General features: G+C 66.2%; 12 protein-coding genes and 2 tRNA genes. 5 read left to right on the top strand and 9 right to left on the bottom strand.

Annotated elements, in window-relative coordinates; genetic code table 11:
- Positions 1–71: 71 nt before the first annotated feature.
- Positions 72–551: a chemotaxis protein CheW gene (locus CA2_RS15185; protein ID WP_042419206.1), complete on the bottom strand. Its 480-nt coding sequence runs from the start codon at positions 549–551 to the stop codon at positions 72–74.
- A gap of 515 nt (positions 552–1,066) precedes the next feature.
- Between CA2_RS15185 and CA2_RS15180 the strand changes: the two genes are divergently transcribed.
- Both CA2_RS15180 and CA2_RS15175 read left to right on the top strand, forming a co-directional pair.
- On the top strand, positions 1,067–2,833 hold the full coding sequence (locus CA2_RS15180; protein ID WP_245620975.1) for an amidohydrolase: 1,767 nt from the start codon (positions 1,067–1,069) through the stop codon (positions 2,831–2,833).
- Positions 2,834–3,085: 252 nt separating this feature from the next.
- Positions 3,086–4,063 (top strand): Bug family tripartite tricarboxylate transporter substrate binding protein, encoded by a 978-nt coding sequence (locus CA2_RS15175; protein ID WP_042419217.1) that lies wholly within the window; start codon positions 3,086–3,088, stop codon positions 4,061–4,063.
- A gap of 98 nt (positions 4,064–4,161) precedes the next feature.
- Here the strand turns inward: CA2_RS15175 and chrA are convergent, their stop codons facing one another.
- Together chrA and CA2_RS15165 are read right to left on the bottom strand one after the other, a co-directional pair.
- Entirely contained in the window at positions 4,162–5,385 is a 1,224-nt protein-coding gene (chrA, locus tag CA2_RS15170) for a chromate efflux transporter (protein WP_042419203.1), read from the bottom strand.
- Positions 5,386–5,506: 121 nt separating this feature from the next.
- Complete coding sequence (locus CA2_RS15165) at positions 5,507–6,199, bottom strand: TerC family protein (RefSeq protein WP_042419200.1); 693 nt, start codon at positions 6,197–6,199, stop codon at positions 5,507–5,509.
- Between the two features lie 405 nt (positions 6,200–6,604).
- On the opposite strand from CA2_RS15165, the gene CA2_RS15160 reads away from it, so the two are divergent.
- Both CA2_RS15160 and CA2_RS15155 read left to right on the top strand, forming a co-directional pair.
- Positions 6,605–6,681 (top strand) — tRNA-Gln (locus CA2_RS15160).
- Between the two features lie 38 nt (positions 6,682–6,719).
- Positions 6,720–6,796 (top strand) — tRNA-Gln (locus CA2_RS15155).
- Positions 6,797–7,030: 234 nt separating this feature from the next.
- Here CA2_RS15155 and CA2_RS15150 read toward each other — a convergent pair.
- The 6 genes from CA2_RS15150 to CA2_RS15125 form a co-directional block, all read right to left on the bottom strand.
- Positions 7,031–7,345, bottom strand: coding sequence for a DUF2322 family protein (locus CA2_RS15150; protein ID WP_042419197.1), 315 nt, complete (start codon positions 7,343–7,345; stop codon positions 7,031–7,033).
- Positions 7,346–7,403: 58 nt separating this feature from the next.
- Positions 7,404–9,323 (bottom strand): UvrD-helicase domain-containing protein, encoded by a 1,920-nt coding sequence (locus CA2_RS15145; RefSeq protein WP_042419214.1) that lies wholly within the window; start codon positions 9,321–9,323, stop codon positions 7,404–7,406.
- A 92-nt stretch (positions 9,324–9,415) separates the two neighbouring features.
- Positions 9,416–9,895, bottom strand: a complete 480-nt coding sequence (locus CA2_RS15140; protein WP_042419193.1) for an EVE domain-containing protein — start codon at positions 9,893–9,895, stop codon at positions 9,416–9,418.
- A 39-nt stretch (positions 9,896–9,934) separates the two neighbouring features.
- The gene (locus CA2_RS15135; RefSeq protein WP_245620974.1) at positions 9,935–10,471 is read right to left on the bottom strand and encodes a hypothetical protein; all 537 of its coding nucleotides are present in this window, start codon (positions 10,469–10,471) and stop codon (positions 9,935–9,937) included.
- Positions 10,472–10,479: 8 nt separating this feature from the next.
- Complete coding sequence (locus tag CA2_RS15130; RefSeq protein ID WP_042419191.1) at positions 10,480–10,737, bottom strand: GlsB/YeaQ/YmgE family stress response membrane protein; 258 nt, start codon at positions 10,735–10,737, stop codon at positions 10,480–10,482.
- A gap of 124 nt (positions 10,738–10,861) precedes the next feature.
- Complete coding sequence (locus tag CA2_RS15125; RefSeq protein ID WP_042419189.1) at positions 10,862–11,629, bottom strand: glutamine amidotransferase; 768 nt, start codon at positions 11,627–11,629, stop codon at positions 10,862–10,864.
- Positions 11,630–11,818: 189 nt separating this feature from the next.
- On the opposite strand from CA2_RS15125, the gene CA2_RS15120 reads away from it, so the two are divergent.
- Positions 11,819–13,180, top strand: coding sequence for an alanine/glycine:cation symporter family protein (locus tag CA2_RS15120; RefSeq protein WP_042419186.1), 1,362 nt, complete (start codon positions 11,819–11,821; stop codon positions 13,178–13,180).
- The last annotated feature ends 121 nt before the right edge of the window (positions 13,181–13,301 follow it).

Raw genomic sequence — 13,301 nt, 5'->3', positions numbered from 1 at the left:
CAGAATGATCAGCGCAAAGCCGATATTCAGCCTGTGGGATATTTTGGTGTTTTTCATTGTTACGGTGATTTTTAAACCGCCAGGTCGGTGCTGGCCAATTCACCGGTGTCCGCGCCGGCAATGAATTGCTCGATGTCCATCAGGATCAGCATGCGCGCCGCTTCGGCCTGCTCCAGCGTGGCAATGCCAATCAAGTGCTGGGAGGCCAGGGTGCTGCTGAATTCGGGGGCAGGCTTGATGTCTTCGGCCTTCAGGGCCACCACATCCTGCACCGCGTCAACGACCAGACCGATGACGCGCTCGCCCACATTCAACACGATGGTCACGGTGTGGCTGTCGTAGTCCGCGCGGTCCATGCGCAGCTTGATGCGCATATCCCAGATCGGCACGATGACGCCGCGGAGATTCAGAACCCCCAGGATGAAGGATGGGGCATTGGCGATGCGGGTCGGCGCTTCATAGCCACGGATTTCCTGGACTTTTAGGATATCGATGCCATATTGCTCACCACCGAGCTGAAAGCTCAGATATTCTCCAGCGTGCTGTCTCATAAGTGTGTGATTTCTGTTTGGGATAAACCAAAGCGCCAGGCTTCCTGGGAAGGCTGGCGCTTATGGCAATACGGCATAGCCCATCAGAAACTACAGCAACGGGCGTTGTGACGACCGTGCCGAATCCGCCATCGCAACGATTGTTCGCCGCAATCCCGAACCGGCCTCCGACCGATATGGCGACTGCAGAGGCAGGGGCCTAACCGGGGGCTGTGTGACTCATGCGTGTGCCGAAGTGTGCCATCACTGCAATTTTAGGGAGCTTCCCCCTGGGCTTGATTTAACCCTTTTTTACAGTCCGGCAATAAAAGATACAAGCCTTGCCGCTGAAGCCCTGTGCTAGCCGTGACCACGTGGCGCTGTTTTCAGTGCCAGCGCAGCAGGGCCAGGGCTGCCGAGGTCTGCGCTGGGATTTACGGCGCGCCTGTCGCCTGCGGCCAGCCCGGGCTGCTAGGCTGTGGGCCTGGCGATTGCCAGCCGTTCACACCACCAACATGCATAGCAGGGAGTACACGATGGCCATGTTGCGCAGACAGTTTGCCGCCGCCTTGGCGGCGACCACCGGCCTGGGGGTCTTGGGCCTCACAGGGTGCAGCACGCTGGGGGCGCCCCGCGTTGCCATTCCACCCGGAGGGGCGCAGCTGCTGTATTGGGGCGGTCCCATCCTGACCATGAACGATGCCCAGCCCCAGGTGGAAGCCGTGGCTGTGCACGCGGGCCGGATCGTGGCGCTGGGGCGCCGTGACGAGGTGGCCCGCTGGCAGGGCGCCGCCACGCAGGTGGTGGACTTGCAGGGGCGCACCCTGATCCCCGGTTTTGTGGATCCGCACAGCCACCTGGGTGGGGTGGGGCTGCAGGCGATTGCGGCCAACCTGCTGCCGCCGCCGGATGGGCCCAGCACCGGCATTGCCCAGTTGCAGGACACGCTGCGCCAGTACATCGCCACCTCGCCCGATGCGCGCGAGTTGCAGATGGCATTTGGCTTTGGCTATGACGATTCCCAACTGGCGGAGCACCGGCACCCCACGCGCGACGAGCTGGATGCCGTGTCGACCCGCGTGCCGATTGTCGCCATCCACCAGTCCGGGCACTTTGCCGCGCTCAACAGCAAGGCCCTGGAGCGCGCGCGCATCACGGCCGACACGCCGGATCCGCAAGGCGGCATCATCCGCCGGCGTCCGGGCTCGCGCGAGCCCGATGGCGTGCTGGAGGAAAACGCCTACTTTGGCGCACTGCAGCACCTGATGCCCGCGCTGAGCGAGGCCCAGGCCATCCGCTGGCTGGAAAAATCCCAGGCGCTGTACCTGCAGTTCGGCTACACCACCGTGCAGGACGGCCGGGCCGACCCGGGGGGCGTGGCCACGGCCGTGGCGGCGGCCCAGCAGGGCAAGTTCAAGGTCGACGTGGTTTCCTACCCGGACATCCTCACCCTGGGCGAGGGCCGCTTCATGCAGGGGCCGTATTACAGCCGCAGCTACCGCCAGCACTTCCGGATTGGCGGGGTGAAGCTGACGCTCGATGGCTCGCCCCAGGGCAAGACCGCCTGGCTGACCCAGCCCTATGTGCAGCCACCGGCCGGCCAGCCGCGCAGCTACGCTGGCTATGGCGTGATGAGCGACGCCCAGGCCACGGCGCAGATGGAGAAGGCCTTTGCCCACAACTGGCAGATCCTGGTGCATGCGAACGGCGACGCGGCCATCGACCAAATGATCCTGGCCGTGCAGGCGGCACGGGCCCGCTACGACGGGGCCCCGCCGATGCGCGACCGGCGACCAGTGCTGATCCACGGCCAGACCTTGCGCCACGATCAGGTGGCTGCGCTGCGCCGGCTGGGCATCTTCCCCTCGCTGTTTCCCATGCACACCTACTACTGGGGGGACTGGCACCGCAGCGAGGTGCTGGGGGAACCGCGTGCGCAGAACATCTCGCCCACCGGCTGGGTGCTGGCCCAGGGCCTGCGCTTCACCACGCACCACGACGCGCCGGTGGTGCTGCCGTCGTCCATCCGCGTGCTGGATGCCACCGTCAATCGCCGCACGCGCAGCGGCCAGGTGCTGGGGCCGGAGCACCGCGTGACGCCCTGGGTGGCGCTGCAGGCCATGACTTTGTGGGCCGCCTACCAGCACTTTGAAGAGGACCACAAGGGCTCGATCGAGCTGGGCAAGCTGGCGGACTTCGCTGTGCTGTCTGGCAACCCCCTGACCATGCCGCCCGGCCAGCTGAGCCAGCTCCAGGTGCTGCAGACCATCAAGGAAGGCGTGGTGGTGTACCAGGCGCCGTGAGTGTGCCGCGCCACTCGGGATGGTGCGGTGCACCTGGCAGGGCGGCGGCACGCCCGATCGTGCCGACAGACCTGCAAAGGCTGGGGTTAATGTGCTGAAATGTGAGCGCTTTGCGCTTGCTACATCAGCGCTAGAGCCGGTTTTTATGCTGCTCTTTTCGGCGCGCAAGGGTTTCCCTGGGGATGGGTGTGCAGGAGGGGCTTCTACACTCATTGTCGCTAAATGAACAACAGGGAGACAAAGACAATGAGCATTTCGCGCAGAACCTGCCTGCAGGCAGGGGTGTCCGCCGTGGCGGGCGCCTGGATGGCCGGTGCCCCCGCACTGGCCCAGTCCGGCAAAGCCTTTCCGACCCGCGCCATCAAACTGGTGGTGGCCTTCCCCGCAGGCGGTCCCACCGACCTGACCATGCGCCAGTTGGCGGAAAACGCCTCCAAGATCCTGGGCCAGCCCATCATCGTGGAAAACCGCCCCGGCGCAGCGGGCTCACTGCCTGCGTCGCAACTGCAGTCCACGCCGGCCGACGGCTACACCATCGCCCAGTTGCCCATGAGCGTGATGCGCCTGCCGTTCACCACCGGCCTGAAATGGAACCCGGTGGATGACCTGAGCTACATCCTGAACGTGACCGGCTATGCCTTCTGCATGGTCGCCAGCACGCAGTCCGGACTCAAGAGCTGGCAGGACGTGGTGGCCTGGGCCAAGGCCAATCCCGGCAAGCTGACCATCGGCAACACCGGCACCTACACCTCGCCGCACATCACCTCGGCCATCATCGCCCAGCAACTGGGCCTGGACGTGGTGCACGTGCCCTACAAGGGTTCGGCCGAACTGATGCGCGCCACCATGGCGGGCGAAGTCATGGTGGGCGCCGACACCAGTGCCGTGATCCCGTATGTGGACCAGGGGCGCATGGTGGCCTTGAACGTCTGGACCGAAAAGCGCCTGCCTACACTGCCCAACACGCCCACGCTGCTTGAGCTCGGCCTGCCCACCACGCAGTACTCGCCGTTTGGCCTCGTCGGCCCCAAGGGCATGCCCGCCGACATCCAGACCCGCCTGCACGATGCTTTCAAGCAGGCGATGGAGATGGACAGCTACCAGACCATGCTGCAGCGCTTTGAAATGCTGCCCATCTACATGGACAGCAAGGCCTACCGCCAGTTCGCCATCGAATCCACGGCCAAGGAAAAGGCGGTGCTGGCCAAGCTGGGGCCGCAGCCGACCTGAGGCGGATGCCTCGCCACAGGCTGCTGAAAGGGATAGCAGTCTGCGCCCATGCCGCCTGCCCAGGCGGCATTTTTCATGCGGATGACCAAGGTCTGGGGCTAGGCCAGCACCCACCCCAACCCGGCCGCCAGCGCCACCACCGCCACAGGCGGCAGTCGCCACAGCAGCAGACCCAGGTAGAGCAGGGCCACTCCCACATCCAGCAGGCTGCCGATGGCGCTGGTGAGCACCGGGTGGTACCAGGTGGCGGCCAGGATGCCGACCACCACGGCATTGATGCCGGTGACGGCCTGGCGCATGTGCGGGCGTTGCCGCAACTGGGCCCACAGCGGCAGGGCGCCGGCCACCAGCAAGGTTGCGGGCAGGAAGATGGCCAGCAGCATCAGCAGGCCGCCCATCCAGGGTGACCACGCCGGCCCCAGCGGCAGCAGCGCGCCCAGGTAGGCGGCCAGGGTGAACAGGGGGCCGGGCACGGCCTGGGCCGCCGCGTAGCCGGCGACAAAGCTGTCGGCCGCCACCCAGCCGTTGGGCACCACGGCCGTTTGCAGCAGTGGCAGCACCATGTGGCCGCCGCCAAACACCAGCGCCCCGGCCTGGTAGAAGGCCGCAAACGCCTGCAAGGCGGTGTGTGGCCACAGGGCCGCAGCCACGGGCAGGGCGATCAGCAGCAGCGCAAACAGGTACAGCAGGGCATAGCCGGTGCGCCGCGCCCGGCTGGAGGTGGGCCAGGCGCTGGTGTTGACGGGGTGCTCGGTGGGCTGGCGCAGCAGGGCCGCGGCGGCGCCCAGGGCGATCACGCCCAGTTGCACGCTGGCCTGGGGCCAGGCCAGCAGGGCGGCGCAGGCCACGACAGCCAGGGCGCGGCGCCACAGGTCGGGGCACAGGCTGCGGGCCATGCCCCAGACAGCATGGGCGACCACGGCCACGGCCACCAGCTTGAGTCCGTGCAGCAGCCCGGACTGGGCCAGGTGCGGGGCGTGGGCCAGCCCCACGGCCAGGGCCACCAGGGCCAGCGCCGAAGGCAGGGTGAAACCCAGCCAGGCCGCCGCCATGCCGGCCCAGCCGGCGCGCCATTGCCCCAAGGCCATGCCGACCTGGCTGCTGGCAGGTCCGGGCAGAAACTGGCACAGCGCCACCAGTTCGGCATAGTGCGCATCGCTGAGCCAGCGCCGGCGCTGGACGAACTCGGTCTGGAAATAGCCCAGGTGGGCGGTGGGTCCACCAAAGGACGTCAGCCCCAGTCGCAAAAAAATGGCAAACACTTCCAGCGTCCTGCGCCATGCAGGGGCAGGTGGAGGCAGCGTGGTGGGGGGGCGGAACATGGCTGATGGTCGTGCGCACAAGCGCCGGAAAGGGGGGGCACGGAAAGTGCACGATAGCCCCCGATTGTGACGCGGCGGCGTCTGCGGCGCCAACGGGCACCGCAAAGGAACGCGGCGGCCTTCAGTCAGTGGCGCTGGGCTGGCGCTGTTTGAGGCGCTGGCCCACTGCGAGCACCAGGGCTGCGCCGCACACCGCCGCGATGTACTTCAGCGCTGGATGCTGCTGGCTCACGCCCAGCAAGAGCTGGTCGTTGACGATGGTTTCCCCGGCCACCCAGCCGATCAGGGCCGCGCCCACCAGCACGATCCAGGGGAGGCGCTCCATCAGACGGATCATCAGCGTGGAGCCAAACAGCACCAGCGGAATGCTCAGCGCCAGGCCGAAGACCAGCAGCACCATGTCGCCCTGGGCCGTAGCGGCGACGGCGATCACGTTGTCCAGGCACATCACCAAGTCGGCCAGCAGGATGGTGCGGATGGCGGTGAACATGCCCGCGTGGCGGTGGGGCGTATGCGTGCTGGTGGTGCTGGGGGCTTCCCCCTGGAGCAGGCCCACGCCGATCCACAGCAGCAGGCAGCCGCCCAGGATTTCGAGCAGGGGCAGCTGCATCAGCTGCGCGGCCACCACGGTCAGGGCCACGCGCAAGGCAATCGCAAACCCACAGCCCCACAGGATGGCCTTGCGTTGCTGTTCCGGGGGCAGGGCCCGTGCCGCCAGGGCAATCACCACGGCGTTGTCGCCGGAGAGGATGACGTCGATCCAGATGATCTTGAAGATGCCGATCCAGAAATCGGCCGTCAGCAAAGTGTCCATGGCGGTCAGTGTAGGCATTCGTTACAACCGCGCTCCAGCGGTCACGGCGATGCATGCGTGCCGGGCATGGGCTTGCGGCCCTTGCTTTACAAACCACGGCAAGCGGCGCATAAGACCTGCTCACCCCCCCCTGGATACGTCGTTGCTCAGCCTTGTCGCACTACTTGTTCTGGCTGCAGCTTCGTTCCCCGTGCCAATCGCCAATCGAAGATGTGCATGGCGGTGTTGGCAGCGCTCAGTGCGAGTGCGTTCTTTGTGAGAGACGGAGCGGCAGAGCCCGGCATACCGAAGTCCATGGACTGCCGTTTTGATGAAAAAGTGAGCAGTCCAGGCAGTTTGTGCATAAAAAGTTTCGTTTTTCGCTGTGGGTGTCCAAAACTCGCGGCATAATCTCGACTTCTCTCAAGGGGAGTCGCCAAGTTGGTTAAGGCACCGGATTTTGATTCCGGCATGCGAGGGTTCGAGTCCTTCCTCCCCTGCCAGATTAGTTCTGGTCTGCGCAAGCAGGTCAGAGCGCCGTAGGGGAGTCGCCAAGTTGGTTAAGGCACCGGATTTTGATTCCGGCATGCGAGGGTTCGAGTCCTTCCTCCCCTGCCAAGACATCCAGCCCGGTTCGTGCAAGCGAACTGGGCTTTTTCTTTGTCTGCACGGTCCAGTGCGCGCTGCGTGGCCCAGGCGTCATGTGTGGCATGGTCATCGAGGGTGCAATGCCCTGTCTTTGGTGTCAAATTGGCCTTTGGCCCTTGTCCAGTGCGCGCCAATAGCTATGAAAAAAGGCTCCTGCTGGAGCCTTTTTTGTGTGCGGTTTGTGCACGACCGGGGCGTAGCGATTCAGGCTGCCACCAGCTCGACGGTGTAGCCCTGGCCCGTGGCGATGATCTCGAACAGGCGGTCGATGTTCGGATGGCTGCCGGGGTGCTGGCGGGCCGACTCCGTGTGCTCGGCAAACAGTTCCAGCCCTTCCTGGGCGGCGGCCGCGTTCAGGCTGCCATGCTTGGCGGCCAGGGCTGCGTACAGGCGCAGCGAGCCGGCCTTGCCCGGCTGGTTGGGGATGACGGCGGCGACCTGGCCCTGGGCATCCATCAGGCGCAATTCGGCCAGGTGGTCGATGGAGGGCAGTTGCTGGAGGTTGTCGGCGAAGGCCATGCGGGCAATCCTTATCAAAAATCAAAAGCAGAGGAAAAACGCCATTGTGCCCAAGCCATCAGGCCTCGAAGGCCTGGATGGGGTGGCGTGCATCTTCCAGCAGCCACAGGCGCTGGCGCGCGCGGGTCATGGCCACGTACAGGCGGTTGCGCTCCACAAAGGCGAGGGCGTGCGGCACCGGCGCTGGAAAGCGGCCCGGTGCCAGAAAGGGAATGGCCACGGCCTCGAATTCCTGGCCCTTGGCCTGCTCGATGCTCAGGATCTGGAAATGCGCGGGCTGGCCGGTGTGCTGCAGCCGTTGCCGGCGCTGCACCATGCTGGCAATTTGCTGCAGCACCTGGGGCACGGACAGCCCCGCCACCAGGTCGATGAAGCCCTGCACCCGGGTGCGCAGGCGCTGTGCCTCGGCGTGCGGCATGGGTGTGGCTGCAAACAGGCCCCAGACATCGGCCTGTTGCAGCAGGGCCTGGGCGTTGTCCTGCAGGGCCAGCGGCAGGTGCAGGAAGTTGCCGAAGGCGGCAAAGTTGCGCCGGCCGCCTTGCGCGGTGTGCTCGCCGATCAGAAAGCGCCAGATGCCTTGCGGGTGCTGGTGCATCTGGGCGGCCATGGTCGGCAGGTCGCTGTCTTCCTGGCGCGTATCGACCCGGCCTTTGCCAAAGTACAGGGCCCCGTCGATGAAGCGCTCCAGAATCTGTGGCCCCAGCGGGCAGGGGCTGCTTTTCCAGTCGGGGGCCTGCAGGCCGTGGGCGTACATCAGGCCCAGCAGCAGCGCCAGCTCGCGCTCTTCGTAAAAGTGCGGCAGGCCGTGCAGGCTGGCCACTTGGCCGGCGGCGGCCACGGCCCATTCCAGCGCGGCGGCCTCGTGCGGGTGGCGCAGGATCACCGTCAGCGGGGCAGGCGTGGCGCCGTCGCGCGCGCTCAGGCTGGCCTGGGCTTGTAGCAACTGGCGGATGCAATCGGCATCGTCCTGATACGACCATTGGTAGACCGTGCTGTAGCGCTTGGTGGAGGCCTGCATGCCCACGGGAAACCAGCGGTTGACCGCCTGGGCCACGGCCGGGCCAAAGCGGCGCGACTGGGTCAGCGGCAGGGTGGCCGTGGTCTGCGGCAGGAAGTCGGCCAGCTGGTGCAGCTGGTTGCGGAACACGGACCAGGCCTGGGTGTCGATGTGCTGGTTGAAGTCTCCGGCACCCAGAAAACGGGTGGCCGGGTCGTGCAGCAGGCGGCGCAAGACCGTCAGCGCGGCCAGGTCCAGGTCGTGCATTTCATCAAACAGCACCAGGTCATAGGGCGCGGGCAGCGGGCTGCCTTCCTCCTGCGCCAGGGCGTAGGTGCAGTCGCCCTCGGCGTAATAGCGCACATCGCCACAGGTATCCAGGCGCAGGCGCTCGTAGGCGCAGAAGATGCGCGCCAGCGTGTAGTCCAGCAGGTGCTCTTCGCAGAACGCGGCCAGGTCGCCGCCGGCATCCTGCACGCGCTGCAGCAGCAGGGACTGCTTGGCCGCGCGGTTGAAGGCCCAGAAGGCCTGCATGTCCACTTCCGCCGGCATGCTGATGCGCTCGTCGGGCTGGCGCTGCAGCTGGGCTTCCAGCTCCAGCAGTGCCTGCTGGGCCTGTTGGCGCAGCTCCACCGGGTCGGCCACAAAGCGCACGCCGGCATCGCGCTGGCGCAGGGTGCGGGCGCTCCAGCGCTCCAGTGTGGTGACCTGCAGCTGGCCGGGCACCTGGTGCACCAGCGCGCGCAAGCGGTGCTGGAAGGCCTGGATCCCGGCCCGGGAGTGGGCCAGCACCAGGATGCGGGCATCCGGCTGGGCGCGCAGGGCCTGCACCGCACAGCAGGCGAGGGTGGTGGTTTTGCCGGTGCCGGCCAGTGCGGCGATGATGGCCGAGGCTGCCTGGCTGTGTACGATGGCCTGCTGCTCCGTGGTGAGCATCAGGGGTTGGCCATGGTCGGTCGGGAAGGCATTGGTGCGTTGCATGGGCTGCAGCATACGTGAATCTGTACGTGCATACAGGGCTGTACTGGGGCGGGCCACGGCGCAGCGTGCAGCCCGGGGGCCGAGTGGGGCACTCAGCGTGGGGACTGCAGCACCGTGTGCAGGATGTAATCCCACTCCTCGGGCGTGACCGGGGTGATGGACAGGCGGTTGCCGCGCTGCAGCACGCGCATGTTGGCCAGCGCCGGGTGTTCGCGCAGCTCGGCGATCGACACGTAGCGCGTCTTGCGCAGCGCCTGCACGTCCAGCATCAGCCAGCGCGGCTGGTCGGGGGAGGACTTGGGGTCGTAGTAGGGATCGGCGGGGTCGAACTGGGTCGGGTCCACACGCAGATGGCCCGCAATGCGCGCAATGCCGTGGATGCCCGGGTCGGCGCAGCTGGAATGCCAGTACAGCACGCCGTCGCCGACCTGCATCTGGTCGCGCATGAAATTGCGCGCCTGGTAGTTGCGCACGCCGCTCCAAGGCATGAGCTGGCCAGGGGCGTTCAGGGCGTGATCGATGGAGTATTCGTCGGGCTCATTCTTCATGAGCCAGTAGTGCGGCGTCGTCATGGCGCTATTTAAGCATTGCAGGCCTGGCCGCGCCGGTGTTCACGGTGGTGACCCTGGGGGCTGCGCCCCGGCCTGTACGGCCTGGGCCTGCTGCACCACCCGCACGCAGTCCTGGATGTGGCGCTCCCCCAGATAGCGCAGCGCGCCATAGCCCACAGCGGCAGCGATGGCCTGGCCGGCAAAGGGGATGAACTTGGCCCACTGCTTGCTGCCCATGCGCAGGCCCACGGTGCGCGCCAGGCGCAGGATCATCTGGCGCGTCAGCAGCTTGCCAATGAACACGGAGCCGACCATGGCCACGGCTTTTTGCACGTGCGCACGCAGGTCGGGGTCCAGGGCGTCCAGCTGCTCGGGGCTGAGGCCGAAGTGCTCGCTGATCTGCGGCAGCAGCTTGGACAGCAAGGCAGCATCCACGGCCCAGTCCAGCCCCGGGATGGGTACGGCACTGACGGCCGCAGCCACCAGCGCCCGCTGGTGCAGCAAGGCCCGACTGCGCTGCTGGGCCTGTTGCAGCGCCTGGGCATCGCGGGGCATGGCACCCAGCCGCGGCGGCGGTGACTGGGCATCGGCGTGCATGGCGGTGCTCAGGACTTGCCTTTGCCGCGCACCAGGTTGTAGAGGAACAGCAGCACGATGGCGCCAATGATGGAGGCGATCCAGCCGGCGCTGCTGCCGGCCGGGTACCAGCCCATGGCGGCGCCGGCATAGCTGGCCAGCATCGAGCCGACCACGCCCAGCACGATGGTCATGATCCAGCCCATGCTGTCATCGCCCGGTTTGAGGGCGCGGGCAATCAGGCCCACGATGAATCCGACCAACAAGGTTCCCAGCAAGGACATCATGAACGCACTCTCCTAGAGATGGTTGCAATGCTGCCACTCTAGGGGCGCGAGTGAGGGCCTGGCGTCGGACAAGGCCCTCTTGTCTGGCGTTCAGCACCCTGGGACTGTCCATGGCCCTTGTGTTTTAGTGCGCCAGACTGTGCGCGCGCAGGGCGGCCTGCTGCTGCACGTGCCGCGCAAAGTGCTGCAGCAGCAGGGCAGCTTGTGGCGTGTCGTCACACCGCGGGCGGCCGCGGCCGCTGCGCGGCCAGGCTGCGGGCGGGATGTGGTCGATGTAGGCCTGCATGGCGGCGGCGGTGAACTCCGGGTGGAACTGCACGCCCCAGACGTTGTGGCGCCAGCGGAAGGCGTGGTGCGCTTCGTGTGAGTTGCCGGCCAGCACGCGGACCTCGGGGGGCAGCCGGCGCACGCTCTGGTAGTGCACGGCCTGGGCCTCAAAGCAGCCGGGCATGTGCCGCCACAGCGGGTCGTGGCTGACATCGGCCTGCACGGCAACGGGGATGGTGCCCAGTTCCAGGCCTGCGGGATGGGGGCCGACCTCACCGCCCAGCAGGTGCGCCAGGATCTGGTGGCCAAAGCAGATGCCCAGTACGGGCACGCCGGCATCGCACACGGGCCGCAGCCAGCCCTCCAGGTCCTGCATCCAGGGGGCATGGTCTGTGACCATGGCGTGCGAGCCGCTGATCACCACGCCGGCGCAGTCCGTTGCCTCGGGGTAGTGCAGGGCCGCATAGCGGAAGCTGGGGGCATGGATCACGGCCAGCCGCAGCCGCTCGGCCGGCAACAGCTCCGGCGGGTGCAGTCCTTCGGCAATCCACTGCTCAAAATCCCCCAGCGACTGGGCGATGTGGTCAAAGGTGTTGCCGGTCTTGACGATGTAGAGCGTGGGCATGGGTGTGAGGCGGGGTCAAACGGTGCAAAAAACAAGCAAGTTATGCGCCAGAGTAGAGCTTGGACTGAGGTTTAACGCATAACTGGCTGCGCAGGGTCCATCGTGGGAGGAGAATGTCGCCCTTGCGTTTGGCGAGGGTGGCGTTGGGCGGCCCGGCTGCGCAGTGACTCAATTAAAGAAAAACACGGTATGCAACAACTGACTGAATGGCTCCAGGCCTTGAACGGATGGGTCTGGGGCGTTCCCATGATCGTGCTGATCCTGGGAACGGGTTTTTATCTGCAACTGCGCCTGGGCCTGATGCCTTTGCGCAATATTGGCTACGGTTTCCGGATGATCTGGAAGAGTCGCTCGGTGGACGACCAGCACCACGGCGACATTTCTCCCTACGCCGCCTTGATGACGGCCCTGTCGGCCACGGTGGGGACCGGCAATATCGCCGGTGTGGCCACGGCCATCGCTGTCGGCGGCCCCGGTGCCGTGTTCTGGATGTGGATGACGGCCCTGGTCGGCATGGCCACCAAGTACGCTGAGGTGGTGGTGGCGGTGAAGTACCGCGAGAAGAACGCCAAGGGCCAGTGGGTGGGCGGCCCCATGTATGCGATCAAGAACGGCCTGGGTCCGCGCTGGCGCTGGCTGGCCACGGCCTTTGCCGTGTTCGGCGGCTTTGCCGGCTTCGGTATTGGCGCCATGGTGCAGGCCAACGGCATTTCCTCGGCCATGCATGGTGCCTTCGGCCTGGACACCTGGATCACCGGCCTGGTGGTGGCGGCGCTGACGGCGGCGGTGGTGCTGGGCGGCATCCAGCGCATCGGTGCGGTGGCGGAAAAGCTGGTGCCCTCGATGTGCGTGGTCTACATCGTCTGCGTGCTGTGGGTGCTGGCGCATTTCTATGAGCAAATCCCGGGTGCGCTGGTGCTGATTGTCGAACAGGCCTTCAACCCCACGGCTGCCGTGGGCGGCTTTGCCGGCTCGACCGTGCTGATGGCCATCCGCATGGGTGTGGCGCGCGGCATTTTCTCGAACGAGGCGGGCCTGGGCACGGCCGGTATCGCGCAGGCGGCCGGCAAGAGCAACGATCCCGTGTTCTCCGGCGTGGTCGGCATGATGGGCACCTTCATCGACACCATCATCGTTTGCACCATGACCGGTCTGGCCATCGTGGTCAGCGGCGTGTGGGACAGCGGCGCCAGCGGCGCCTTGCTGAGCACGCAGAGTTTCGAGGCGGCCATGCCCGGCGTGGGCAAGTACCTGCTGGCGATCTCGCTGGCGCTGTTTGCCTTCACCACCATCCTGGGCTGGGCCTATTACGGCGAGAAGTGCTGGAACTACTTGGTCGGCCCGGTGTGCGAGAAGCCGTTCCGACTGCTGTGGGTGCTGGGGGTGTTCGTGGGCGCCGTGGTCACGCTGGACGTGGCCTGGCTGGTGGCCGATACGCTGAACGCGCTGATGGCGATCCCCAACCTGATTTCGCTGCTGCTGCTGTCGCCCGTGGTGGCGCGGCTGACCCGCGAGTATTTCGCGGCGCGCAAGGCCGGGGAGCGCCACTGAGTGGTCTGGGGCTGCACAGCGGTGCAGCCCCCTAAAAAATGAGCGGTTCGCGCTGTAGCCATGAAGTTTTCAGGTTGAAAAGCACCTAAAACCTTGTGAATACCAGCGCGAACCGCTCTTT

It is taken from the genome of Comamonas aquatica NBRC 14918, assembly GCF_000739875.1.
GTDB classification, from domain to species: Bacteria; Pseudomonadota; Gammaproteobacteria; order Burkholderiales; family Burkholderiaceae_C; genus Comamonas; species Comamonas aquatica.
The sequence above is the reverse complement of the archived record's forward strand: the minus strand, read 5'-3'. Positions and strand labels throughout refer to the sequence as shown.